This is a genomic window from Pseudomonas sp. S2_C11 (assembly GCF_054668395.1).
The window spans coordinates 5,322,653-5,346,588 of the sequence record NZ_CP162765.1 but is presented as its reverse complement, the minus strand read 5'-3'; the positions used below and the strand labels follow the sequence as shown (position 1 = coordinate 5,346,588).

Sequence of the window (23,936 nt, the reverse complement as noted above, 5' to 3'; positions counted from 1 at the left end):
ATCGCGTTATTGCCAAATTGAAGGTTAATTGCGAAATAAATGCTAAGAACCTCTATACGGACAGGCTAAAATGCGCGCCCGGCTAACCGCTGATCCTTTTCCAACGCGCCCCACAAGGTTCGCTACGTGATCGAGTTTCAAAACGTCCACAAGACTTACCGCGTTGCCGGTAAGGATATTCCCGCGCTGCACCCGACCAGTCTCGCCATCGAGAACGGTCAGGTGTTCGGCCTGATTGGCCATTCCGGTGCGGGCAAAAGTACCCTGCTGCGTCTGATCAATCGCCTGGAAGACTCCAGTGGCGGCAAGATCATCGTCGACGGCGAAGAAGTCACCGCACTGGACGCCAACGGACTGCGCCGTTTCCGCCAGCAGGTCGGGATGATCTTCCAGCACTTCAATCTGCTCGCCTCCAAGACCGTCGCCGACAACGTGGCCCTGCCGCTGACCCTGGCCGGTGAGTTGTCGGGCAGTGAAATCAATCAACGGGTGGCCGAGCTGCTGGCGCGGGTCGGTCTGTCCGACCACGCGAAAAAGTACCCGGCGCAACTGTCCGGCGGTCAGAAGCAGCGCGTCGGCATCGCCCGTGCGCTGGCGACCAAGCCGAAGATTCTGCTGTGCGACGAGGCCACCAGCGCCCTCGACCCGCAGACCACCGCATCGGTCCTGCAACTGCTGGCCGAAATCAATCGCGAACTGAAACTGACCATTGTCCTGATCACCCACGAAATGGACGTGATCCGGCGCGTCTGCGATCAGGTCGCGGTGATGGACGCCGGCGTGATCGTCGAGCAGGGTCCGGTGGCCGATGTGTTCCTGCATCCGCAGCACCCGACCACCAAGCGTTTCGTCCAGGAAAGCGAGCAGATTGACGAGAGCGAGCAGCGTGACGATTTCGCCCACGTGCCCGGGCGCATCGTGCGTCTGACCTTCCAGGGTGAAGCGACCTACGCGCCGTTGCTCGGCACCGTCGCCCGGGAAACCGGCGTCGACTACAGCATCCTTGCCGGTCGCATCGACCGCATCAAAGACATTCCGTACGGGCAACTGACCCTCGCTGTCACCGGTGGCGACATGGAGGCGGCGTTCGCCCGCTTCACCGCCGCTGACGTTCACATGGAGGTGTTGCGCTAATGGCCGACCTGATGAGTTTCTTCGCCAATATCGACTGGTACGAAATCTGGCTGGCGACTGGCGACACCATGCTGATGCTCGGCGGTTCGCTGTTGTTCACCGTGCTGCTCGGTCTGCCGCTGGGGGTGCTGCTGTTTCTCTGCAGCCCGCGTCAGTTGCTGGAGAACCGTGGCCTCTACGCCGTGCTGTCGCTGGTGGTGAACATCTTGCGTTCGCTGCCGTTCATTATTCTGCTGATCGTGATGATCCCGTTCACCGTGCTGATCACCGGCACCTCGCTGGGTGTGGCCGGGGCGATCCCGCCGCTGGTGGTGGGCGCCACGCCGTTCTTCGCGCGTCTGGTGGAAACCGCGCTGCGCGAAGTCGATCGCGGCATCATCGAAGCGACCCAGTCGATGGGCGCGACCACGCGGCAGATCATCATGAACGCCCTGCTGCCGGAAGCCCGTCCGGGCATCTTCGCAGCGATTACGGTGACAGCGATTACACTGGTGTCCTACACGGCGATGGCCGGTGTGGTCGGCGCCGGTGGTCTGGGCGACCTGGCGATCCGTTTCGGCTACCAGCGTTTCCAGACCGACGTGATGATCGTCACCGTGGTGCTGCTGTTGATTCTGGTGCAAGTGCTGCAAATGGTTGGCGACCGCCTGGTCGTGCATTTCTCGCGCAAATAAGCGGTTTTTTAATCAAGAGGCGCCGGCCATTCGCTGGCGGGCGCCCTCACAAGGAGTTAGCTGAATGAAAAAACTGATCGCTGCTTTCGCCGCTGTTGCGGCGTTTTCGGCCCACGCCGAGACCCTGACCGTTGCCGCCACTCCGGTGCCGCACGCGGAAATCCTCGAGTTCGTCAAACCGGCCCTGGCCAAGGAAGGCGTGGATCTGAAGGTCAAGGTCTTCACCGACTACATTCAGCCGAACGTACAGGTCGCGGAAAAACGCCTCGACGCCAACTTCTTCCAGCACCAGCCATATCTTGATGAGTTCAACAAGGCCAAGGGCACTGATCTGGTCGCTGTGACAGGCGTGCATCTGGAGCCACTGGGCGCATATTCGAGCAAGATCAAGGATCTGAAAGACCTGCCCGGCGGTGCCAACGTGGTGATCCCGAACGACGCCACCAACGGCGGCCGTGCGCTGTTGCTGCTGGACAAGGCTGGCGTGATCAAGCTCAAGGATTCGAAGAACATTCTGTCGACCCTCAAAGACATCGAGCAAAACCCGAAAGACCTGAAATTCCGTGAACTGGAAGCCGCGACCATTCCGCGCGTGCTGACCCAGGTCGATCTGGCGCTGATCAACACCAACTATGCGCTGGAAGCCAAGCTCGATCCGTCCAAGGATGCGCTGGTGATCGAAGGCAACGACTCGCCATACGTAAACATCCTCGTGTCCCGCCCTGACAACAAGGACAGCGATGCGATGAAGAAACTGGCGGCTGCGCTGCACAGCCCGCAAGTGAAGCAGTTCATTACCGAGAAGTACAAAGGCGCGGTATTGCCGGCGTTCTGATTTGGATGGCTGCGATGAAAAAGGGGACGCCAATGGCGTCCCCTTTTTTGTGTCTGGTGTCTGGCTTTGGACCTGCTTTGAAGCTGCCCCTCACCCCAGCCCTCTCCCGAGGGAGAGGGGGCCGACCTTCAAGCTTTTCGAGCCTGAGTTCGACTCACAATTGGAGGTCGGCGCAATTCGAATAAACACCTCGGCCAGTCCCCTCTCCCCTCTGGGAGAGGGTTAGGGTGAGGGGCTTTTTAGCTTTTGAACTGTCAATTGCGCTCAAGCATCGCCGGCAACTGCGCCACCAGCTTGGCATTGTTCAACGGCGCCCGAATAAACCCACGCTGCGTACCATCCGGCCCGATCACCGCCAGATTGCTGCTATGGTCCACCGTATAATTCGGCTTGCTGGTATCAGCCGGAATGAACGGAATGCTCACCGCATTCGCCACCTTCTGCAGCTCTTCGATAGATGAAGGCGTCAGGCCAATGAACTGCGGATCGAAGTAGCCCAGGTACTGTTTCAACTGCTTCGGCGTATCGCGGTTGGGGTCCACGCTGACCAGCACGATCTGCAATTTATCCACAGCCTCTTTCGGCAGTTCACTCTTGATCTGTCGCAGTTGCGCCAGGGTGGTCGGGCAGATGTCCGGGCAGAAGGTGTAGCCGAAGAACAACAGACTCCACTTGCCTTTCAACTCATTGATTGCAACCGGTTTGCCGTCCTGATCGGTCATGGTCACGTCCGGCAGGTTGCGGCTCTGCGGCAGCAGGATGATTCCGGCGTCGATCAGCGCAGTCGGGTCGCCCTGGCCTTTGCCGCTGAGCACTTTGTTGACGGTAAGCCCGAGGATCAGCGCGATCACGGCGACGAGGATGAAGACGGTTTTCTGGGTTCGGGTCATAGGTTCAACAGTAAGTAGTGGTCTACGAGCAGGGCGATGAACAACAGGAACAAGTAATAAATAGAGTACTTGAAGGTATTGATCGCCGCGTGCGGCCGAGTGCCACGGTACAGCACCACGGCCCATTGCAGAAACCTTGCGCCCAACGCCAGCGCGCAGACCAGATACAACACGCCGCTCATGTGAATCACGTACGGCAGCAGACTCACCGCCAGCAGCGCGAAGGTGTAGAGCAGAATGTGTACTTTGGTGTAGTGCTCGCCATGGGTCACCGGCAGCATCGGAATGTCGGCCTTGGCATATTCCTCCTTGCGATGAATCGCCAGCGCCCAGAAATGCGGCGGGGTCCAGGCGAAGATGATCAGCACCAGCAACAGCGGTTCGGCGCTGACATGACCGGTGGCGGCGGTCCAGCCCAGCAGCGGTGGCGCGGCGCCAGCGAGGCCGCCGATGACGATGTTCTGCGGCGTCGCACGCTTGAGGAAACCGGTGTAGACCACCGCGTAACCGAGCAGCGAGGCGAGGGTCAGCCACGCGGTCAGCTGATTGGTGAAAGTCAGCAGCAGCGCCTGACCGAGCAGCGCCAGCACCAAGGCGAAGGTCAGCGCCGCCGCAGGTGAAACCCGGCCTTCGGCCAAGGGACGTTTGTGCGTGCGCGCCATTACCGCATCGATGCGCCGATCGACCACATGATTGACCGCCGCCGCACCACCGGCACACAAGGCGATGCCCAGATTGCCAAACACCAGCACTGTCCACGGTACGCCCGCGCGGGTGGCGAGGAACATGCCGACCAGCGAGGTGATCAGCATCAGCACCACGACTTTCGGTTTGGTCAGCTCCAGATAATCGCGCCACAGCGCTTGCGCCGCACGCTCGCCGATCAGACTCGCCATGGCGTTTCTCCTTTCAATGCGATGGGCGCGACGGCAGGTTTGTGCGCACTCAAGCGCCAGCGCGCCAGCACCGGTTGGCTCACCCGCAGCAGGCTGGTGCGGGCGTGGTAATTGACCAGTACCAGCGTCAGCAATAACGCCGCACCGCCAGCGTTATGGGCGACGGCCACCGGCAGCGGCAGATGAAACAGCACGTTGCTGATGCCGAGGGTGATCTGCGCGGCAAGGGCGATCAGCAGCAAACCGGCCAGTCGGGTCATGCCCACCACTTTCAACTGCCAGGCCAGACCGAGCAGTACGACCGTCACCAGCAGAGCGCCGATGCGGTGTGTCAGATGAATGGCCGTGCGCGCGTCGCTATCGAGTTGTCCGCCGAGATAATTCGGGCCGATGTGCTGGGTCAGGTGGAAACCGTTGGCGAAGTCCGCCGGCGGCAGCCATTGGCCGTGGCAGGTGGGGAAGTCGATGCAGGCCACCGCTGCGTAGTTGGAACTGACCCAGCCGCCCAAGGCGATCTGGCCGATCACCAGCAGCAGCCCCGCCGTCGCCCAATATTGCAGGCGCTTCGGTACCGTCAGCGCCGGCAGCACGCCGGATAACCTCAGCGTCAACAGAAACAGCAGACTCAACGTGGCAAAGCCGCCGAGCAAATGTCCGGTGACCACTTGTGGCCAGAGCTTGAGCGTCACCGTCCACATACCGAACGCCGCTTGGGCGATGACCACCGCCAGCAGAAACAGCGGCAGTTTCAGCGGCTGGCCCGGATGGCGCCGGTTGACCCACGCGCGCCCGGCCAGCACTGAAATCAGCAAACCGAGGGTGCCGGCGAAGTAGCGGTGAATCATCTCGTTCCAGCCCTTGTGCGCCTCCACTGGCGCGTCAGGGAAGTGCAGTTCGGCATGGGCCAGTTGCGCCTCGCTTTTCGGCACGCTGATAAAGCCGTAGCAGCCTGGCCAGTCCGGGCAGCCGAGGCCGGCGTGGGTCAGGCGGGTGTAGGCGCCGAGCAGCACTACAATCAGTGCCAGCAAGGTGGCAAACAGCGCGAGGCGAAATCCAGGTTTGGCCATGACGATGCCCTCATCCGATGTTCGACAGTTTCAGCAGATGCCGCAGGTCGTTAAGCAGATCCTTGCCCTTCACATTCGGCTCGTAACGCAGCACCAGATTGCCGTGTGGGTCGACGATCCACAGCTGCGGCACGGCTTTGTAGCCGGTGGTCTTGTTGAACACCACGGCATCCAGCGGATAGCGCTGCAGTTGCGGATATTCACGGTCGAGCTTGGCGGCGTAATCGGTGCTCAGTGGTTGCGCGGCGGCGAGGGCGTGGCTGGCGCGCCCGGCTTCGCGGCCGAGGCTGATCTGGATCTGCCGCGCCAGATAAACCAGTTGCTGGCAATCGACGGCGCAATCCTTCGGCGCCGTGACCAGAATCTGCCAGCGCTGCTCATCGGCCTGCACGCCGAGGTCGGCGCGGGTCTGGCCGTTGCCGATCAGCTCGCCGTGATAGCTGCGTCCTTCCGGCACCCAGAACTGCAATTTGTACATGCCGGTCGCGAGCAGCATCGGCCCGACCACGCCAAGCACGATCAGCAACAACTGAATGCGCCCGCGCCGGCGGCTGGGAACGGGTTTGGCCTCAGACATGCTGGGTGGATTCATGGCGCTTCCCATGGCGTTTCTCCTTTGCGTTGTGCCAGCCCAAATAGAGGTAAAGACCGAGCAGGGCCGTGGCCATGGCGAACCATTGCACGGCGTAGCCGAGGTGTTTTTCCGGCCCCATCGCGACTACCGGCCAATCGGTCTGATAGCTGACCGGGCCGGGTTCGGCCCGTAATTCGTAGGCGAAGCCGTCGCGCTCCAGGGTTTGCCACAATTTGCCCGGCTCGACGGCGGTGATGGTCTGCGGCCAGACACTGCTGACCGGATCGGCGTGCAACTGGAACGTTGCGCCGGGGGCGACATAGACCCAGGCATCGAGCGTCAGCGCCTCGGCGGGTGTTGTAAATCGCGGCGGCACACGCCGGTCGGGCCAAGGCAGCCAGCCGCGATTGACCAGCAGCCACAGACCGCTGCGTTGATCCTGAAACGGTTGCAGCAATTCAACGCCGACCTTGCCGCCACGCTGGCGGTTGTCGAGCAACAGGGTATGGGCGGGGTCGAACTGGCCGTGCAGGCGCACGCGGCGGTAAGCCGGGTCGGCGCTGGCGAGGAGTTCACTGCTGGCCAGCGGTTCGGCCACGCGACGTTCGGCATAACTGGCCAGCAGCGCGGTTTTCTCCGCGCCCCGGCCCAGTTGCCAGAAGCCCAGCGCAACCATCAGCGGCAGCAACAGCGCCACCACGACAGTGGGAATCACGCCCGGGCGAAAGCGCTTCATGGGCGCGCCATAAAGTCAGTCATCGCGATCGCTATACTCAATTGCATCGCCTGTCTCCCGGAGTCTTGCCATGTTCAAAGCAGCGATCGTCCTGATGCTGATTGCCACGGTCGTCAGCCTGTTCAGCGGCCTGTTTTTCCTGGTCAAGGACGACAGCAGCTCCAATCGCCTGGTCATCGCCTTGAGTGTTCGGGTGGCACTGGCCGTGGTCACCGTCGGCCTGATGGCCTGGGGTTTCTATAGCGGCCAGTTGGTGTCCCATGCGCCCTGGTAGCGCCAGCAGTCAGAGGACGTAAACGAAGAAGAACAAACCGATCCACACCACATCGACGAAGTGCCAGTACCAGCTCGCCGCTTCGAAACCGAACTGGTGCTCGTTGTCGAAGTGGCCCTTCATGATCCGCATCAGCATCACGAACAGGATGATCGTGCCGATGGTTACGTGGGCGCCGTGGAATCCGGTGAGCATGAAGAATGTCGCGCCGTAGATGCCCGAACCGAGGGTCAGGCCCAGCTCTTTGTAGGCGTGGATGTACTCCTCGGCCTGGAAACCGAGGAACGCGATGCCCAGCAGTACGGTGATCGCCAGCCACAGTTTCAGTGCGCCGCGATGGCCTTTCTTCAGCGCATGGTGGGCGATGGTGATGGTCACGCTGGAGCTGACCAGCAGAATGGTGTTGATCAGCGGAAGGCCCCACGGGCTGATGACTTCTTTTGGCGGCGGGAACAGTTTCGGATCAGGTGTGTGCAGCAGCGGCCAGACAAATTCGAAGTTCGGCCAGAGCATGTGCGCGATGCCTTTCGGCCCCTCACCGCCCAGCGCCGGCCCGGACACATGGCGCACATAGAACAGCGCGCCGAAGAAGGCGACGAAGAACATCACCTCGGAAAAGATGAACCAGCTCATGCCCCAGCGGAACGAGCGGTCCAGCTGCGGGCTGTACAGCCCCGCGCGACTTTCCTTGATCACCGCACCGAACCAGCCGAACAGCATGTACGCCAGCAGCAGGCCGCCGACGAAAAAGATCAGCGGGCCGTGGGAGTCCGGGCGTGCGGCCTTGAGATCGTTGAACCAGGTGGCGAGGCCGTACACGGTGACGAACATCCCGAGCGTGGCGATGATCGGCCATTTGCTCTGGGCCGGGACGTAATAATGCTCATGAGTTGCCATTTATTGTTCTCCTTATCGGCCACGCTCAACCGCCAGTGTTAACAGCCACCGGCGGATGTCGGGCGGTGATATCGAACAGCGTGTAGGACAGCGTCAGGTGCTTCACTTCCTTGGGCATGTCGCGGTCAACGATGAAACGCACCGGCATCTCGATCTGTTCACCGGGTTGCAGCACCTGCTGGGTAAAGCAAAAGCATTCGGTCTTGTGGAAAAACGCCGCGGCGTTGCTCGGCGCAATACTCGGCACCGCTTGCGCACTCATCGGTTTGTCGGTGGGATTGCGTGCGATGAAGACCATCTCGTTCACCGCGCCGGGATTGGCGGTCAGCTCGTCGTGTTTCGGGTAAAAGTCCCACGGCATGTCGGCGGTGTTGGTCGAGAGAAACTGCACGCGCACCTGGCGCGACGTGTCCACTACTTGCTCGCCCGCATACTGGCCGCCGGTCTTGCCGTTGATGCCGAAGGCTTTGCACATCACGTCGTAGATCGGCACCAAGGCGAAACCGAAGACGAACATCGCCACCACCACCAGCAGCAGGCGGGTGACGAGCTTCTCCAGCGAGATCGAGTCAGCCATGGTTCATGCCTCCCTCGTGTTCCCTGGTGGCCGGTGATGCTGTGGTGAGGGGATTTATCCCCGACCGGCTGCGCAGCAGTCGTAAACCCGGCGCATGCGGTGTGCCTGATACACCCCGATTGCAGATTTTGGGGCTGCTGCGCAGCCCAACGGGGATAAATCCCCTCGCCACGGGGGATCTGTGTACATCCACAGAAGATATGTGAGCATCCACTGGGGATCTGTGCCTCTGTACACATTGCAAAAAACAGGAGGTGTTCATTTCACTTCCGGCGGCGTGGTGAAGGTGTGATACGGCGCCGGCGACGGCACGCTCCACTCCAGCCCTTCGGCGCCGTCCCATGGTTTCGCCGGGGCCGGTGCGCCGCCACGGATGGTCTTGATGACGATGAACAGGAAGAAGATCTGCGTGGCGCCAAACATGAACGCGCCGATCGACGAGACCATGTTGAAATCGGCGAACTGCAGGTTGTAGTCCGGGATCCGCCGTGGCATCCCCGCAAGGCCGACGAAGTGCATCGGGAAGAAGGTCAGGTTCATGCCGACGAACGACAGCCAGAAATGCAGCTTGCCGAGGGTTTCGTCGTACATGTGCCCGGTCCACTTCGGCAGCCAGTAATAGGCCGAGGCGAAGATGCCGAAGATCGCCCCGGGCACCAGCACATAGTGGAAGTGCGCGACAACGAAGTAGGTGTCCTGGTACTGGAAGTCCGCTGGGGCGATCGCCAGCATCAGCCCGGAAAAACCACCGATCGAGAACAGAATGACGAACGCCACGGCAAACAGCATCGGCGTCTCGAAGGTCATCGAGCCCTGCCACATGGTGCTGGCCCAGTTGAACACTTTCACACCCGTAGGCACGGCGATCAGCATGGTCGCGTACATGAAGAACAGCTCGCCCACCAGCGGGATGCCGACCACGAACATGTGGTGCGCCCAGACGATGAACGACAGGAACGCGATGCTCGCCGTGGCATAGACCATCGAGGTGTAGCCGAACAGCGGCTTGCGCGCGAAGGTCGGGATGATCTGGCTGACCGCGCCGAACGCCGGCAGGATCATGATGTACACCTCGGGGTGGCCGAAGAACCAGAACACATGCTGGAACAGCACCGGGTCACCGCCGCCGGCAGCACTGAAGAAACTGGTGCCGAAGTGGATGTCCATGAGCATCATCGTCACGCAGCCAGCGAGCACCGGCATCACTGCGATCAGCAGAAACGCGGTGATCAGCCAGGTCCACACGAACAGCGGCATTTTCATCAGGGTCATGCCGGGTGCGCGCAGGTTGAGGATGGTCGCGACTACGTTGATCGCGCCCATGATCGAACTGATGCCCATCAAGTGGATGGCGAAGATGAAGAACGTCACGCTTTCCGGTGCATAAGTCGTCGACAGCGGCGCGTAGAACGTCCAGCCGAAATTCGGCCCGCCACCGGGGGTGAACAGGGTCGAGACCAGCAGCAGAAACGCTGCCGGCAACAGCCAGAAACTGAAGTTGTTCATCCGTGGCAGGGCCATGTCGGGCGCCCCGACCATCAGCGGGATCATCCAGTTGGCGAGGCCGACGAAGGCCGGCATCACTGCACCAAAGACCATCACCAGACCGTGCATGGTGGTCATCTGGTTGAAGAATTCCGGCTGGACGATCTGCAGGCCGGGCTGGAACAGCTCGGCGCGAATGACCATGGCGAACGAGCCGCCGAGCAGGAACATGCAGAAGGCAAACCACAGGTACAGCGTGCCGATGTCCTTGTGGTTGGTGGTCAGCACCCAGCGCATCAGGCCTTTGGCGGGGCCGTGGGCGTGGTCGGCGTGACCGTGGTCATCGATGACAGCGCTCATGGCCGGTCTCCTTCACGAAAGTGGACGGGGCAGGCCAGGGCGCGCTGCCCCGACCGGTTCACTGAATACGCAATTGACCGGCTCATTTGCTTTCCGCCTGTTTCAGCTCCAGCACTTCTTTTGGCGTGACCATGTCGCCCTTATTGTTGCCCCAGGCGTTACGTTCGTAAGTCACGACCGCTGCGATATCGACTTCCGACAGCTGTTTGCCGAACGCCGCCATGGCGGTGCCGGGTTTGCCGTGGTAGACGATGCCCAAGTGATCCTTGATCGACCCGGTAGCGATTTTCGAGCCCTTGAGTGCCGGGAACATCGGCGGCAGGCCCTGGCCTTCGGCCTGGTGACAGGCCACGCAAGTGGTGTGATAGACCTTGTCGCCGCGTTCCTTGAGCTCGTCGAGGGTCCATTCCTTGCTGGTCAGTTCTTTGAGCTGCGCGGCCTCGGCCTTGCGCTCGGCGAGCCATTTTTCGTAATCGGCCTGTTCCTTGACCTCGACCACGATCGGCATGAAGCCGTGGTCCTTGCCGCACAATTCGGCGCACTGGCCACGGTAGAGGCCGGGCTTGTCGATGCGCGTCCAGGCTTCGTTGACGAATCCGGGAATCGCATCGCGCTTGACCGCAAACGCCGGCACCCACCATGAGTGAATGACGTCAGCCGAGGTCACCAGAAAGCGCACCTTGGCGCCGATCGGCAGCACCAGCGGCTTGTCGACTTCGAGCAAGTAATGCTCGCCCTTGGCTTCCTTGTTGTGGATCTGCTCGGCGGGGGTGGCCAGGTTGCTGAAGAACTCGACGTCCTGGCCCAGGTATTTGTAGTGCCACTTCCACTGATAACCGGTGATCTGGATATCGATGTCCGGCTCGCTGGTATCATACATCTTGATCAGAGTCGCGGTGGCCGGCACGGCCATGGCCACCAGGATCAGCAGCGGCACGATGGTCCACATGATCTCGACGCCGGTGCTTTCGTGGAATTTGGCCGCGACCTGGCCGGTAGAGCGGCGGTGCACCATCATCGACCAGAACATGGCGCCGAAGACGATGATCCCGATCACCACACAGATCCAGAAAATGGTCATGTGCAGGTCGAATACTGCGTGACTGATTTCAGTCGCTCCAGGCGCCATATTCACAGTCCAGGCCGCGTTGGCCGGGCTGAAAATCGACCACAACAGGAGGCCCATCCAGACATGTGGATGTCGCATCATTGCGGGTTCCCCTTATCGTTCTTGTTATCCCGCCGGCGTATCGCCTGCGGCAAGGGAGCGGCTGCATCAGACTACGAACTTGAATCGCCGGGCCTTGCTGCGGGTGCAGTCGGGCGTCATCAGCTAACTCCATTCATTGGCGAGTATAGACAGCGCCCGGGATTTGCAACCCGGGCACGTAAATGAGCTGAAACACCCGGCGCTTGCGTTCAAGTGCCCGAATGGAGAAGGATGCAGACGAGTGGTGGCGAATGGATATAACGCAGCTGCATCAAGGATGAAATAATTATGACAAATGCGTCTTAGCGTTTTTCGTAAGCCAGCTAAGTTATGTCTTCCCTATTTCATTGCCTTGTTTCCTGGAGTTTTCATGAACACCGCCGCATTGCGCGAGCAGATCCAACAAGCCCAACAGCACGAAAAAGACACCGGCCTGCTGACCCGTCAGCTGGAAAGCAAGCTGCCTCACCTGCACCCGGCGATCCAGTTGCCGGAAGCCGACGCCCAGGGCGTGCTGACACGTTTTGTCGCCGCCTACATCGATGAAGTGCCGGACCTGCTGGATGCAGCCAATGAAGTCGCCAGGGAAGCGGGAATCGAATCGCAGATCAAACCGGTGCTGAAGATCGCCGAGCAGTATTTCCTCCAGCCGCCGGCGATCATGGCTGGGCACGTCGGCCTGGACAGCCTGCTCGACGAGGCCTATCTGGCACACCGTTTTGTCGAAGAGGTCAACGACCTGTACATCAAGCATTTCGGCCAGCCATTGATCCCCTTGGACATGACGGTCGCCAACCTGATTGCTCACCAATTGATCGGTGAGGAATTCGCCAACCAACTGGACGAAGCGGTGCATCACGCGATCGACGAGATGCTCAACGAAGAGAGTTTTGCTTTGGAGTCGGTAGAAGCCTACCGCGAAAAACTCAGCAGTCCGGACACTGGCGCGGCGTGGAAACGCTGGCCGTGCATGAGCCGCCGGTTGGGTGTGGGGCTTGAGCTGGATCAGCCTGCTGCCTGATTTTCTTGTGTCATAAATCCAGTGTGGGAGCGAGCCTGCTCGCGAATGCGGTCGATCATTCAACATCTCTGTTGGCTGATACACCGCTTTCGCGAGCAGGCTCGCTCCCACAGGGTTTGTGCTCAGGCAGGAAGATCTAGCCAGCCGCACCAATCCCGGTATTGGTCCGCACCCGGCCTTCCAGCCGTCGCTTCAACCCACGCGATTCGATCAACAGCTTCGATCCCTTCGCCGCATTCGCCCGGCCCCATTCCTCAAGCAACTCCAGACACGAGTGGTCGATGTAGCTGAGGTTGTTCAGCGGCACATGTACCGTCGTACCGTGGGGAATGCTGCCCAGCACCTGGGTCAGCGCCGGCACTTTGAGGAACGTCGCTGCACCAACCAGACGCAGTTCCATCTCGCCGTCCTGCGGCAAGTCGATCAGGCTGATCTTCAGGCGCGAAGCCTTGAATGCCAGCTTCAACATTGTCAGACCGAAGCCGATCAGCACACCGGTGAGCAGGTCAGTGAAGATGATCGCCAACGCTGTAGCGGCGTAGGTGAACATCGGCATCCGCCCGTATCGACCCAGACCACGGAAGGCTTTCAGGTCGACCAGCTTGAAGCCGGTATACACCAGCACACCCGCCAGACTCGCCACCGGAATGCTTTGCAGCACGCTCGACAGCAACAGCACGAATGCCAGCAGCCATAGGCCATGGAAAATCGTCGAGTAGCGTGTGGTCGCACCGGCCTGGACGTTGGCCGAACTGCGCACGATCACTCCGGTCATCGGCAGCGCGCCGACCAGACCGCAGAGCATGTTGCCGACACCTTGCGCCGACAGTTCACGATCGAAGTCCGAACGCACGCCGCTGTGCATGCGATCCACCGCCGCAGCGGACAGCAGGGTTTCGGCACTGGCGATGAACGCCACGGCGAACGCGGCAATCAGCAGTGTCGGGTCGGCCAGATTCATCAGGTCGGCCGGCTTGAGCCAATCGATCGCTTCGGCCAGGTTCGCCGGTACCTCAACGCGCTTGACCTGCAACGCCAGCATCAGGCTCGCCACCGTCGCCAGACCCACACCGAGCAATGCGCCGGGAATGAAGCGCAGCGAATGCGGACGGAATTTTTCCCACAGCCACATCACCGCAATCGTCGACAAGCCGAGCAGACCCGCCTGCCAGCCAAACGATGGCAAGGCCTGCGCCACGGCCGCCGGGAACGCCGTGAGGTTGTCCAGCCCGGAAGGCTGCGGCTTGGCATCGAGCATCACATGGATTTGCGAGAGCACAATCAACACGCCAATGCCCGCGAGCATGCCGTAGACCACCGCTGGCGCCGTGACCCGAAACCAGCAGCCAAGCTTCAGTCGCCCGGCGACCAGTTGCAGAAAACCGGCGAGCAGCAGAATCGGCCCGAGCATCTCGATGCCGTGCTGGCGCACCAGTTCGAAAACCAACACCGCCAGCCCCGCCGCCGGACCGCTGACCTGCAACGGCGAACCCGCCAGCCAACCGACCACCAGACCGCCGATGATGCCGGTGATCAGACCCTTGGCCGGCGGCAGCCCTGACGCAATCGCGATGCCCATGCACAGCGGCAGGGCGACCAGAAACACAACCACGGAGGCGAGCAGCTCCCGTGGCAACACAGCTTTCAATTGAGCCGCACGCATGGCGATTCTCCCGAAGTTTTCTTCAGGCGTGGCGAGGCCGGGCCGCTGAATCAGCGGCCGGCGTCATACCACACAGATTGTTGGGAAGATTTAGAAGCGCGCTTTGGGCGTCGCCACAGGAATCGGATGGCTGCCGTCGAGAGGCAGGAAACGACCCTGGTCCGCGTCGTAAGCTTTGATTTCGCTGGTTTCGATGTTGTAGACCCAGCCATGGATGAACAGATGACCGTTCGCCATGCGCGAGGCTACCGAAGGATGGGTACGCAAGTGCTGCAGTTGGGCGATGACGTTTTCCTCAGTGAGGATCGGCATGCTTTCTTTTTCGTCGGTGCAGTTGCAGTTGTCGTGCACCATGGTTTTCGCGACTTCGGCGTGGCGCAGCCAGGCTTTGACCGTCGGCATTTTTTCCAGGCTGTCGGGGTTGAGTACCGCGCGCATGGCGCCGCAATCGGAGTGGCCGCAAATGATGATGTGCTGCACGCCCAGCGCCAGTACCGCGTATTCGATCGCGGTGGAGACGCCGCCGTTCATCTGACCGTAGGGCGGCACCACGTTGCCGACGTTACGGGTAACGAACAGATCGCCCGGCGAGCTCTGGGTGATCAGCTCGGGAACGATGCGCGAGTCGGCGCAAGTGATGAACATCGCCTTGGGCGTCTGAGCGGTGGCGAGCTTCTTGAACAATTCTTCCTGCTGCGGAAAAACGTCATGGTGAAAGCGTAAAAAGCCATCAACGATCTGTCGCAGTGCTGCATCGGCGGATTGTGCTTCAGGGCTTTGCGCCGAGGCAGCCAACGACTGTTTATCCTTGTCACTCATGATTCATCCTCTTGTGCGGATTCAGGGAGTCTTCCCCGGTATTCCGGTATGAAGCCAGTGGCTGTTTAAACCATCCGGGTCATCCCGACCCGTCAGTCACTCGATGAACAAGGTAGCCGCCGAAACTTAACTGAAACTGAATCAAACGCTCTAGAACGTGTGTTCCAGGTCACAAAAAACGTGACTGGCGTGTTTCGGCGGAAGGATTCCAACCCGTCAACCCAAAGCCAATTGTCGCTAAATCAACGACATCTGGCGACCCGGCGGACAGAAGGCCGAGCAGTCGAGGTTATAGCCCTCGCGTTTGTTCAGGCCAAGCTTTTTGATGGCCTTGGCAAATCTTTGTGCGAGCAGGTCTGCAAACGGTCCTTCACCGCGCATGCGCGCACCGAAACGGCTGTCGTAGAGTTCGCCGCCGCGACTCTGGCGGATCAGGCTCAGCACATGGGCGGCACGTTGCGGATAGTGCGCCTGCAACCACTCCTCGAACAGCGGCGCGACTTCCAGCGGCAGGCGCAGCATCATGTAGGCAGCGCTTTGCGCACCGGCGGCGTGGGCCTCGGTGAGCAGGCTTTCGATCTCACTGTCATTGATCATCGGAATCATCGGCGAACACAGCACGCCTACTGGAATGCCTGCTTCGCGCATGACCCGGATCGCGCGCAGGCGTGCCTTGGGCGCTGCGGCGCGCGGTTCGAGGATGCGTTTGAGTTCATCATCCAGCGTGGTCAAGCTGATCATCACCGACACCAGCCGTTGCTGCGCCAACTCGGTCAGCAAATCGAGATCGCGCAGAATCAGCGAACCTTTGGTGACAATGGTCACCGGATGCCGGTAACGCAGCAGCACTTCCAGGGTCTGACGGGTGATTTTGTATTCGCGCTCGATGGGCTGATACGGGTCGGTATTGGAGCCGAGATTGATCGGCGCACATTGATAGCCGGGTTTGCTCAGTTGTTCTTCAAGGATCTGGGCGGCATTGGTCTTGGCAATCAGCCGGGTTTCGAAATCCAGGCCCGGCGACATGTCCCAATAGGCGTGGCTGGGGCGTGCGTAGCAATAGATACAGCCGTGTTCGCAGCCGCGATAGGGATTTATCGAACGGTCGAAGGGCAGATCCGGCGAGGTGTTGCGGCTGATGATCGATTTGGCCTTCTCGATGATCACTTCGGTGTTTTGCGTCTCTGGCACTTCCTGATACCAGCCATCGTCCTCGGCCACCGAACGACTGGGCGCAAAGCGGTTGTGCGGGTTGGTTGCGGTGCCGCGACCGCGGGGCGGGACTGAAGTGATCATCGAACGAACCTCTGCTCTGTATATGCATACAGTATCCGAGGCTGTGCGCTATGATCCAGTACCGTTCAGCGACGCTATTGAAATTGCGGTGCCGCTCGTTGGTAAAGTTGTTCGTCAGATAATCTTCGCTGATTGACGACAATCGAAGATACAGATGCTCAATTGCTGAACTCAAATCCGCTATATAGGCTCTGGACTTCCCGGCAACAGACTCCGGCCAACTAATTAAAGGGATTTGATTGAATGTCTTATTTGAATCAACGTGGTGTTTTTCTGCAAATGACGCGGCCCAGCATCACCGACTCCAACACTATTGTTTCGCTACAGCTGGCGCGCAAGGAACTGGGCTGGAACGCGGAGCAAGAGCTTTCCACCGAGACTCTGGTCGATTCGATCTACGTCGTGGCGGTATCTGCCGACAAAGGCCAAACATTCACCATTCGCACGAACAAGAAAGATGTCGATGGCGACGGCGATATTGATCGCGATGACAAGGCAGAGTTGATCGCATTGGCCAAAGCTTATGTGGCCATCATTAATCCATAAGCAGAAGTAGTTGCCACACATCCATAAATAAAACCCCCTGCATGAAGACATCATGCAGGGGGTTAGTTCTTAGTTGTGCTGGGTGACCTGGCCGAGATCATCACCAGAGGTGGTTTGCATGTCTTCACTGCGCAGGTGTGCAACATCTTTGGCACTGACCGGCGCACCCTTGTTGCCCCAGCTGCCACGAATGAAACTCACCACATCCGCCACTTCCTGATCCGACAGGCGCCAGGCGAAACCGGGCATGGTGAAGGTCGATGGCGCGGTGTGCGTTGCCGGCAAAGTCCCGCCCTTGAGCACGATGTGGATCAGCGATGTCGGGTCATCCGTCTGCAGCACCGGATTGCCCGCCAGCGCCGGGAACACCCGGGTGTAGCCCTGGCCATCGGTACGGTGGCAGGCTGCGCAGTTGTCGATGTACACCGACGCGCCGCGTTGGCTGTCGTCGCCGTTCCACAGCGCTTTGGCCACTTTCTCGTCGTACTGATGCGGCTGATCCGCCGGGTCATTGGCCGGCAGTGATTTGAGATAACGGGCAATCGCGGTGAGGTCGGCATCGCTCATGTACTGCATGCTGTGGGTGACCACATCACTCATACCGCCGAACACTGCGCTGCGATCGCTGCGCCCGGTCTTGAGGAACTGCACCAGTTGTTCTTCGCTCCAGCTGCCGAGGCCATCCTTGTGATCGCCGCGCAGGCTCTTGGCGATCCAGCCTTCCAGCGGTGCACTGCCGGCGAGGAATTCGCTGCCGTCCGCCGCGCTCAGGGATTTTTCCTGCATGGTCAGCGCACGCGGGGTGTGACAGGCGCCGCAGTGGCCGAGGCCTTCGACCAGGTATGCGCCACGATCGATCACCGGATCGGCCGATGTGGCCTTGTAATCCTCGACCTTCGGCGCAAACAGCCAGCGCCAGCCCATCAGCGGCCAGCGCATGCTCAACGGCCAGGGAATGTCGCTGGCCTTGTTCTCCTGCGCCACCGGTTCGACGCCGTGCATGAAATACGCATACAGCGCTTGCATGTCGGCCTGGTTGACCCGCGCGTAGGACGGATAAGGCATCGCCGGGTACAACGTGCTGCCGTTTTTGGCCACACCGTGGCGCACGGCCTGATCGAAGTCTTCGAAGCTGTAGTCGCCCAGACCGGTCTTGTCCGGGGTGATGTTGGTCGAGTAGATCGTGCCGATCGGCGTCTCCATCGGCAGACCGCCGGCGAACGGCTTGCCGCCCTTGGCCGTGTGGCAGGCCACGCAGTCGCCGGCGCGGGCAAGGTATTCGCCTTGCTTGATCAGATTTTGATCAACATCGGCCGCATAAATTGCAGTGCTGCCGAGCAGGGCGACGGTGGCGATAACGAGGGTTTTCATGGTCATCGCTCCTTAAGCCTGCACCAGCGGGCCGGGGTTTTTCAGGTATTGCTCGCGGATCGCTTTTGCCGACCAGTAGGTCAGCGCCGCCACCAGCCCGGTCGGGTTGTAGCCCAGGCCCTGCGGGAACGCCGAGGCGCCCGGGACGAATACGTTGTGCACGTCCCAGCTCTGCAAATAGCGGTTCAGGGCGCTGGTCTTCGGATCGGTGCCCATGATCGCGCCACCGTTGAGGTGGGTGGTCTGGTACGAGGCGGTGTTGAAGTGATCGCCGACCTGCTTGCCGATCACTGCAATGGCTTTCGGGCCCATGGCTTGGGCGATCTTGCCCATTTTCTCGACCATGAAGCGGTTCATCTTGATGTCGTTTTCCTGCCAGTCGAAGGTCATGCGCAGCAGCGGCAGGCCGTAGGCATCGCGATACACCGGATCGAGATCGAGGTAGTTGCCACGGTAGGATTGATGCGCGCCGTGGGCGTCCATCGACACCTGGTGGGTGTAGTAATCGGCGGTGGCGCGTTTCCATGCGCTGCCCCAGGCCGGTGTGCCCGGCGGGTTCGAGGTGCCGGCAATCGGTCGACTGCCAGCCTGGTTGACCCACATCGGCGAACCGCCGACGAAGCCGTGCGGGCCGTGGTCGAAGTTGTCGGCGTTGAAATCGTCCACCGCCACGCCGTTGCCGCCAGCGCCGATGAAGTTGTTGGTGTGGGTGTCCTTGTCGAAGAAGGCCTTGATGGTGGCCATGTTCTGGTAGGCGAAGTTACGCCCGACCACGCCTTCGCCGCTGATCGGGTCGTACGGTTTGCCGATCCCGGACAGCAGCATCAGACGCACGTTGTGCAACTGGAATGCGCCGAGGATCACCAAATCCGCCGGCTGCTCGATCTCGCGGCCCTGGCCGTCGATGTAGGTGACGCCGGTCGCTTTGGACTTGCTGCTGTCGAGGTTGACCCGCAGCACATGGGAGTTGGGCCGCAGCTCGAAATTCGGCAGGGGCTTGAGCGCCGGCAGAATGTTCACGTTCGGCGAGGCCTTGGAATACATGTAGCAGACGTAGCCGCTGCAGAACCCGCAGAAGTTGCATGGCCCCATCTGTGCGCCGTAGGGATTGGTGTACGGCCCCGAAGTATTAGCCGAAGGCAGGTTGTAGGGTTTGTAACCGACTTCTGTGGCCGCTTTGCCGAACAGCTGTGCGGATACGGTGTTCTTCTGCGCTTCAAGCGGAAACGGATTGGAGCGATCCGCCGCATAAGGGTTACCGCCCTTGCCCTGACCGACCAGTTGGCCTTTCACCGTCCAGGCCTGGCCGGAGGTGCCGAAGACTTTTTCCGCGAAGTCGAAAAACGGTTCCAGCTCTTCATAGCTGACGCCGAAATCCTGGATGGTCATGTCTTTGGGGATGAAGCTTTTGCCGTAGCGTTCTTCGTAGTGGCTGCGCATACGCAACTCGATCGGGTCGACGCGAAAGTGCACGCCCGACCAGTGCAGACCGGCGCCGCCGACGCCGTTACCCGGCAAAAACGCGCCCAACTGGCGGTTGGGCAGGGCGATGTCGTTGACGCTGTGGCGAATGGTCACCGTCTCTTTGGAGATGTCCTGAAAGAGTTTCTTGCGCACGCTGTAGGTGAGTTCGTCGATCACCTGTGGATAGTTGCCGTCGGGGTAGGTGTCCTGCATCGGCCCGCGCTCCAGCGCCAGCACGTTGAGGCCCGCCTCGGTGAGCTCCTTGGCCATGATCGCGCCCGTCCAGCCGAAACCGACGATGACTGCATCAACCTTCTTCATTACCGTTGCCATGCTTACGCCCTCTCGCCGCGAATCGACACTGCCGGGAAGGGGTATTGCTCGTTGCGTTCCACCCAATCCATGAAATCGGCGCGGGCGCCGGGGAAACCGATCATGGTCCAGCCGACCATGCCTCTATTGCCACCGTGGATCGGGTCGCAGAAGAAACCTTCCTTGGTGTTTTGCAGCAGCAGATTGAAGAAAATCTTCGCCGGCACCGCGTCGAACTGCGGTTTGCCGGCTTCCAGTTGCTTGAGCAAATCGTCTCGGGTAGCGCTGTCTTGCTCGGCAAATGTTTTACCGCTCAGACCTTTTACCCACTGATCCGTGGCGGCGATGCCGAGGCGATAGATGTCTTTGGGCACCAGTTTGCTCTGCCAGCCCATCTCCGGTGCCGCGTCGGCATTGAACGGGCCTTGCATGTACCACAGGGCACCGGCGGCGTACGGGGTGTTCATCTGCCGGTCGATGTATTCCGGCACGCCCGCTTCGAGGGCACCGGGGCCTTGTGCGTCGTTGGGGATCAACTGGGCGACGGCGGCATTGATGAATGCCCATTCTTCAGCGGTGAAAAAGCTCGGCTGATAATCACCCGCGCCAACAGCGGCAGGTTTTGCTGCGGCCGGCGCCGGTGTACTTTCAGGTGCGGCTTGCAGCACGCTGCTGCCCAGGCCGGTACCGGCAAGCGTGACCACCGGAATCAGGGTCAGGGATTTGCGCAAGAATTCACGCCGCGGGTTGTCTCGATCTTGATCAGACATGGGGGGCACCTCATCAGGCATAGAAGTCAGCCGCTTCTGCGAGCAGCTCGAGGAATTTTGCGTTGCGACGATCAGGGTTCGGTCGGGTAAAAGCCGATCCCTCTGCAACATCATGTGACAAATGGTAGCAGGCTAAGCATCAAGAAAAACCGTTTGCACGGAAAAAAGCCCGGCGCGGCGACGATTCACGTTTCTTTGACGGCCGGCTCACGGCGCGTTGACCGCTCAAAAGCGAAGCTGCAATTCCTCCCATGAAGATTGCCGAAACGGTCAGCCCAGCATGTCTCGAGTGCGCTTTTTCCCCGCGTTATGTTTTTCGCTTGTTGCACTGTTGCATGGCATTGCCGCCCGGGCGGCCGACGCCACGCCATCTCGCCCGGCCGAGTGGGCACAGCCGGTTGAGGCGCAGTTCAACCTGTTCCGCATGTCACCGACGCTGTATCGCAGCGCCTTGCCCAGCCGCAGTGCGGTGCCGCTGTTGAACGATCTGCATGTCGTCACCGTAATCAACTTCCTGCCTGACGCTGATAGCGACTGGCTCTCCGCGCCGGGCATCAAGCAGGTGCAACTACCATATCGCACCAACCACGTCGACGACAGCGATGTGCTCAAGGCTCTGCGCGCGATTCAGTCCGCCGAAGCTGACGGCCCGGTGCTCATGCACTGCAAGCACGGTTCTGACCGCACCGGTCTGATGGCGGCGATGTACCGGGTGGTGGTGCAGGGCTGGAGCAAAGAGCAGGCGCTCAAGGAAATGACCGAGGGCGGTTTTGGTGACAGTCAGCATTTCCACGACAGCGTGCGCTACGTGATGCAGGCCGATGTTGATCGGTTGCACGAAGCCCTGATCAATGGCGAATGCAGCACCAGTGCATTCGCCATGTGTTCGATGAAGAGCTGGTTCGACTCGGCGCACGTCCAGCGTTGATCAGTTCAATCGGCTGGCGCAGGAAACAGTGCGCTGTCGATGGGTTTTCCGAGAAAGGCTTGCAGTGCGGCGGGCAGTGCCTGCCTGTCCCCCGAGAGCAGGTGTTCGCGCATGTCGCGGCCCGTCTGTTCGTTGAACAGACCTTCACGTTCGAAGCGCTTGAACGCCTCGCTCGCCAGCACACCCGACCATTTGTAGGCGTACAGCGAAGCCTCATAACCGGTAACCAGATAATCGCAGCTGTTGGCGAAGCGGCAGTAGGCCGGGATGGACAGGTGCGCGAACTCACTTTGCACATCCTCGACTACTTGCTGAACAGTGCGACCGTCACCGTGACAGCGGTGCAGTTCGAAGTCGACCAGCGCGTTCAGCAACAGCATTGCCGTCTCCCGGCTGCGCTGGATGCCTGTGGCGGAAAACGCGGTATTGGCCTGCGCTTCGGACAGACGCTCACCGCTCTGGTGATGCGTACCCAGCCAGCGCAGGAATTGCCCGGATAACGCCCATTTTTCGAACAGTTGCCCGACAAACTCGGCAGCGTCGCGGCTCAGATGCGAAATGCCGGACAGGTTGTAATGCGGCGAACGCGTCAGCACATGATGCAGGCAATGGCCGAATTCGTGCAGCAGAACACGCAGATCCTGCGGATCCAGCAGGTAGGGTTGCCCGTTTTCCGCTGCCGGGTAATTGCATTGAAGCGAGGCAATCGGCAGTAATGGTCGGCCTTCGGCGGTGATCCGTCGATTGCGCAGTACACCGGTCCAGGCATAGTCGTTGCCCGCGTCGCGGTGGAACGGGTCGATGTAGATGTAACCAACCGGTTGCTGACGCTCGCTGATTTCGAACAGGCGAACATTTTCGGCGAAACGCTCGTGGACGGTATTTTCGCTGATGCTGATACCGAACATATGCTCGCTGAAGCGGCAGAGGCTGTGCAGTGTGGCTTGCAGCGCGAAGAACTCGCGCAGGTCCTGCTCCGTGCCGCCGGACTGCTTCAGGCGTAATTGCTCGGCGAGGAAATCGTGATCCCACGCTTCTAGCTGTTCAACCCCGTGCTCGCGGGCCAAGGCCTGCAAATCATCGGTCTCGCCCGCCAGTGACACGGCATTGCGGGCGATCTGCTGGCGCAGAAAACGGCCAACCTGATCGGTACCGGTAGCCATACGGTTGTGCAGGCGCAGATGGGCAAAGTTGTCAAAACCCAAGAGCCGGGCTTTGGCATGACGTGCGGCCAGCAGCGTCTGCAAAACCGGCCCGTTATCGAAGCGACCGGCCTGTGGCCCCTGATCCGAAGCGCGGGTGCACCAGGCTTTGAAATACTCCTCGCGCAGTCCGCGGTGTTGTGCCCGCCTCATGACCTGTTGGTAAGTGTTCTGATCCAGGGTCAGCCGCCACCCGGGCAGGCCGGCCTTGTGGGCATTGGCGGCCAGATGCGTCTGCATTTCGGCCGGCAGTCCCGCCAATAGCGCGGCATCGTCGATGTCCTTGCTCCATGCCGCGTTGACCGATTTGAGGTTGCTCATGAAGCGCTTTTCCAGCAGATCGATTTCGCCGTTCAATCGCGCCAGATCCTTGCGCTGCGCACTCGACAATTCGCTTCCCGCCAAGTGAAACCGGCGCAGGATTTTCGCCAGCGAGGCTTTGCGTGCATCACTGAAGCTGGCGGCTATGGAGCTCTGTGCCAATCGTTGATAAACCTGGAGCAACTGTCGATTGCCGGCCTTCGCAGTCTTGTAACGCTGCGCGGCGTGCGTACTCAGGGCTTCCTGCATCAACCACTGGGGCTCATCGGCATGACTGATCGAGAGGAATTCGATGATCGCCATGGTTTCATCCAGGCGCGCATCGGCTTCATCGATGGCAATTACCACGTCGTCCCAGTTGGGATGATCGACCTGAGTGGCGATGACGTTTTCGATGATCAGCAGGTTGTCGGCAACGATGCGCTCGACTGCTGGCAGCAGATGTTCGGCGCGTATCGCCGCCCAGGGCGGCAACTGCCAATGTTGCAGGAGTGGGTTGGTGTCAGGCATGGCGTCTTCCGTGAGAGAGGGCTGGATTGGCCAGCCTAATCAGGAAGCGCAGAGGCAAGGTGGTGAATAGATACCGCCACCTGCCGACGATGATCGGCAGGCAG

23 protein-coding genes are annotated in these 23,936 nt (G+C 60.4%); 7 read left to right on the top strand and 16 right to left on the bottom strand.

Annotated elements, in window-relative coordinates; all coding sequences use genetic code 11:
• The first annotated feature begins 126 nt into the window (after positions 1-126).
• From AB4N48_RS24000 to AB4N48_RS23990, 3 genes are all read left to right on the top strand, one after another.
• Positions 127-1,134 (top strand): methionine ABC transporter ATP-binding protein, encoded by a 1,008-nt coding sequence (locus tag AB4N48_RS24000; RefSeq protein ID WP_095182291.1) that lies wholly within the window; start codon positions 127-129, stop codon positions 1,132-1,134.
• Positions 1,134-1,808 carry a methionine ABC transporter permease gene (locus AB4N48_RS23995; protein WP_016772337.1) on the top strand — a complete coding sequence of 225 codons (675 nt, stop codon included), beginning with the start codon at positions 1,134-1,136 and terminating at the stop codon, positions 1,806-1,808. Before AB4N48_RS24000 ends, AB4N48_RS23995 begins: the two co-directional genes overlap by 1 nt.
• A 64-nt stretch (positions 1,809-1,872) precedes the next feature.
• Positions 1,873-2,643, top strand: a complete 771-nt coding sequence (locus AB4N48_RS23990) for a MetQ/NlpA family ABC transporter substrate-binding protein (RefSeq protein WP_460094424.1) — start codon at positions 1,873-1,875, stop codon at positions 2,641-2,643.
• Between the two features lie 254 nt (positions 2,644-2,897).
• Here AB4N48_RS23990 and AB4N48_RS23985 read toward each other — a convergent pair whose 3' ends face one another.
• The 5 genes from AB4N48_RS23985 to AB4N48_RS23965 are packed head-to-tail and all read right to left on the bottom strand — an operon-like array spanning position 2,898 to position 6,806.
• Entirely contained in the window at positions 2,898-3,533 is a 636-nt protein-coding gene (locus AB4N48_RS23985; protein ID WP_460094423.1) for an SCO family protein, read from the bottom strand.
• Positions 3,530-4,429, bottom strand: coding sequence for a heme o synthase (cyoE, locus tag AB4N48_RS23980; RefSeq protein ID WP_076564838.1), 900 nt, complete (start codon positions 4,427-4,429; stop codon positions 3,530-3,532). The genes AB4N48_RS23985 and cyoE overlap by 4 nt, the downstream gene beginning before the upstream one ends.
• Complete coding sequence (locus AB4N48_RS23975) at positions 4,417-5,496, bottom strand: COX15/CtaA family protein (protein ID WP_056791248.1); 1,080 nt, start codon at positions 5,494-5,496, stop codon at positions 4,417-4,419. The genes cyoE and AB4N48_RS23975 overlap by 13 nt, the downstream gene beginning before the upstream one ends.
• Before the next feature lie 10 nt (positions 5,497-5,506).
• A complete protein-coding gene (locus tag AB4N48_RS23970) occupies positions 5,507-6,100 on the bottom strand; it encodes a hypothetical protein (protein WP_460094422.1) in 594 nt (197 codons plus the stop codon).
• Entirely contained in the window at positions 6,066-6,806 is a 741-nt protein-coding gene (locus tag AB4N48_RS23965; protein ID WP_460094420.1) for an SURF1 family protein, read from the bottom strand. Before AB4N48_RS23965 ends, AB4N48_RS23970 begins: the two co-directional genes overlap by 35 nt.
• A gap of 70 nt (positions 6,807-6,876) precedes the next feature.
• On the opposite strand from AB4N48_RS23965, the gene AB4N48_RS23960 reads away from it, so the two are divergent.
• Positions 6,877-7,080: a twin transmembrane helix small protein gene (locus AB4N48_RS23960; RefSeq protein WP_016772330.1), complete on the top strand. Its 204-nt coding sequence runs from the start codon at positions 6,877-6,879 to the stop codon at positions 7,078-7,080.
• Between the two features lie 9 nt (positions 7,081-7,089).
• Here the strand turns inward: AB4N48_RS23960 and AB4N48_RS23955 are convergent, their stop codons facing one another.
• The 4 genes from AB4N48_RS23955 to coxB form a co-directional block, all read right to left on the bottom strand.
• Positions 7,090-7,977 (bottom strand): cytochrome c oxidase subunit 3, encoded by an 888-nt coding sequence (locus tag AB4N48_RS23955; protein WP_095182286.1) that lies wholly within the window; start codon positions 7,975-7,977, stop codon positions 7,090-7,092.
• A gap of 25 nt (positions 7,978-8,002) precedes the next feature.
• Positions 8,003-8,554, bottom strand: coding sequence for a cytochrome c oxidase assembly protein (locus AB4N48_RS23950; RefSeq protein ID WP_460094419.1), 552 nt, complete (start codon positions 8,552-8,554; stop codon positions 8,003-8,005).
• Between the two features lie 258 nt (positions 8,555-8,812).
• Entirely contained in the window at positions 8,813-10,399 is a 1,587-nt protein-coding gene (gene ctaD / locus AB4N48_RS23945; protein WP_016772327.1) for a cytochrome c oxidase subunit I, read from the bottom strand.
• 82 nt (positions 10,400-10,481) lie between these two features.
• The gene (coxB, locus tag AB4N48_RS23940) at positions 10,482-11,609 is read right to left on the bottom strand and encodes a cytochrome c oxidase subunit II (RefSeq protein ID WP_423521934.1); all 1,128 of its coding nucleotides are present in this window, start codon (positions 11,607-11,609) and stop codon (positions 10,482-10,484) included.
• Between the two features lie 370 nt (positions 11,610-11,979).
• Between coxB and AB4N48_RS23935 the strand changes: the two genes are divergently transcribed.
• Positions 11,980-12,630, top strand: a complete 651-nt coding sequence (locus tag AB4N48_RS23935; RefSeq protein ID WP_041476468.1) for a hypothetical protein — start codon at positions 11,980-11,982, stop codon at positions 12,628-12,630.
• A gap of 136 nt (positions 12,631-12,766) precedes the next feature.
• Here AB4N48_RS23935 and AB4N48_RS23930 read toward each other — a convergent pair whose 3' ends face one another.
• From AB4N48_RS23930 to AB4N48_RS23920, 3 genes are all read right to left on the bottom strand, one after another.
• A complete protein-coding gene (locus tag AB4N48_RS23930) occupies positions 12,767-14,293 on the bottom strand; it encodes a SulP family inorganic anion transporter (RefSeq protein WP_125927300.1) in 1,527 nt (508 codons plus the stop codon).
• Between the two features lie 90 nt (positions 14,294-14,383).
• Positions 14,384-15,112, bottom strand: a complete 729-nt coding sequence (locus AB4N48_RS23925) for a carbonic anhydrase (RefSeq protein WP_460094418.1) — start codon at positions 15,110-15,112, stop codon at positions 14,384-14,386.
• A 237-nt stretch (positions 15,113-15,349) separates the two neighbouring features.
• Positions 15,350-16,408, bottom strand: coding sequence for a PA0069 family radical SAM protein (locus AB4N48_RS23920; RefSeq protein ID WP_236167899.1), 1,059 nt, complete (start codon positions 16,406-16,408; stop codon positions 15,350-15,352).
• A 243-nt stretch (positions 16,409-16,651) separates the two neighbouring features.
• Between AB4N48_RS23920 and AB4N48_RS23915 the strand changes: the two genes are divergently transcribed.
• A complete protein-coding gene (locus AB4N48_RS23915) occupies positions 16,652-16,954 on the top strand; it encodes a hypothetical protein (RefSeq protein WP_460094417.1) in 303 nt (100 codons plus the stop codon).
• Positions 16,955-17,023: 69 nt separating this feature from the next.
• Here the strand turns inward: AB4N48_RS23915 and AB4N48_RS23910 are convergent, their stop codons facing one another.
• From AB4N48_RS23910 to AB4N48_RS23900, 3 genes are read right to left on the bottom strand one after another with little or no spacing between them, the layout of a single operon-like run.
• A complete protein-coding gene (locus AB4N48_RS23910; RefSeq protein ID WP_460094416.1) occupies positions 17,024-18,325 on the bottom strand; it encodes a c-type cytochrome in 1,302 nt (433 codons plus the stop codon).
• 12 nt (positions 18,326-18,337) lie between these two features.
• Positions 18,338-20,122 (bottom strand): GMC family oxidoreductase, encoded by a 1,785-nt coding sequence (locus AB4N48_RS23905; protein ID WP_024015017.1) that lies wholly within the window; start codon positions 20,120-20,122, stop codon positions 18,338-18,340.
• Positions 20,123-20,124: 2 nt separating this feature from the next.
• Complete coding sequence (locus tag AB4N48_RS23900) at positions 20,125-20,871, bottom strand: gluconate 2-dehydrogenase subunit 3 family protein (protein ID WP_460094415.1); 747 nt, start codon at positions 20,869-20,871, stop codon at positions 20,125-20,127.
• A gap of 280 nt (positions 20,872-21,151) precedes the next feature.
• On the opposite strand from AB4N48_RS23900, the gene AB4N48_RS23895 reads away from it, so the two are divergent.
• A complete protein-coding gene (locus AB4N48_RS23895; RefSeq protein WP_024015019.1) occupies positions 21,152-21,799 on the top strand; it encodes a phosphatase domain-containing protein in 648 nt (215 codons plus the stop codon).
• A 5-nt stretch (positions 21,800-21,804) separates the two neighbouring features.
• Here the strand turns inward: AB4N48_RS23895 and AB4N48_RS23890 are convergent, their stop codons facing one another.
• The gene (locus AB4N48_RS23890) at positions 21,805-23,832 is read right to left on the bottom strand and encodes a M3 family metallopeptidase (RefSeq protein WP_305381923.1); all 2,028 of its coding nucleotides are present in this window, start codon (positions 23,830-23,832) and stop codon (positions 21,805-21,807) included.
• Positions 23,833-23,936 lie beyond the last annotated feature (104 nt).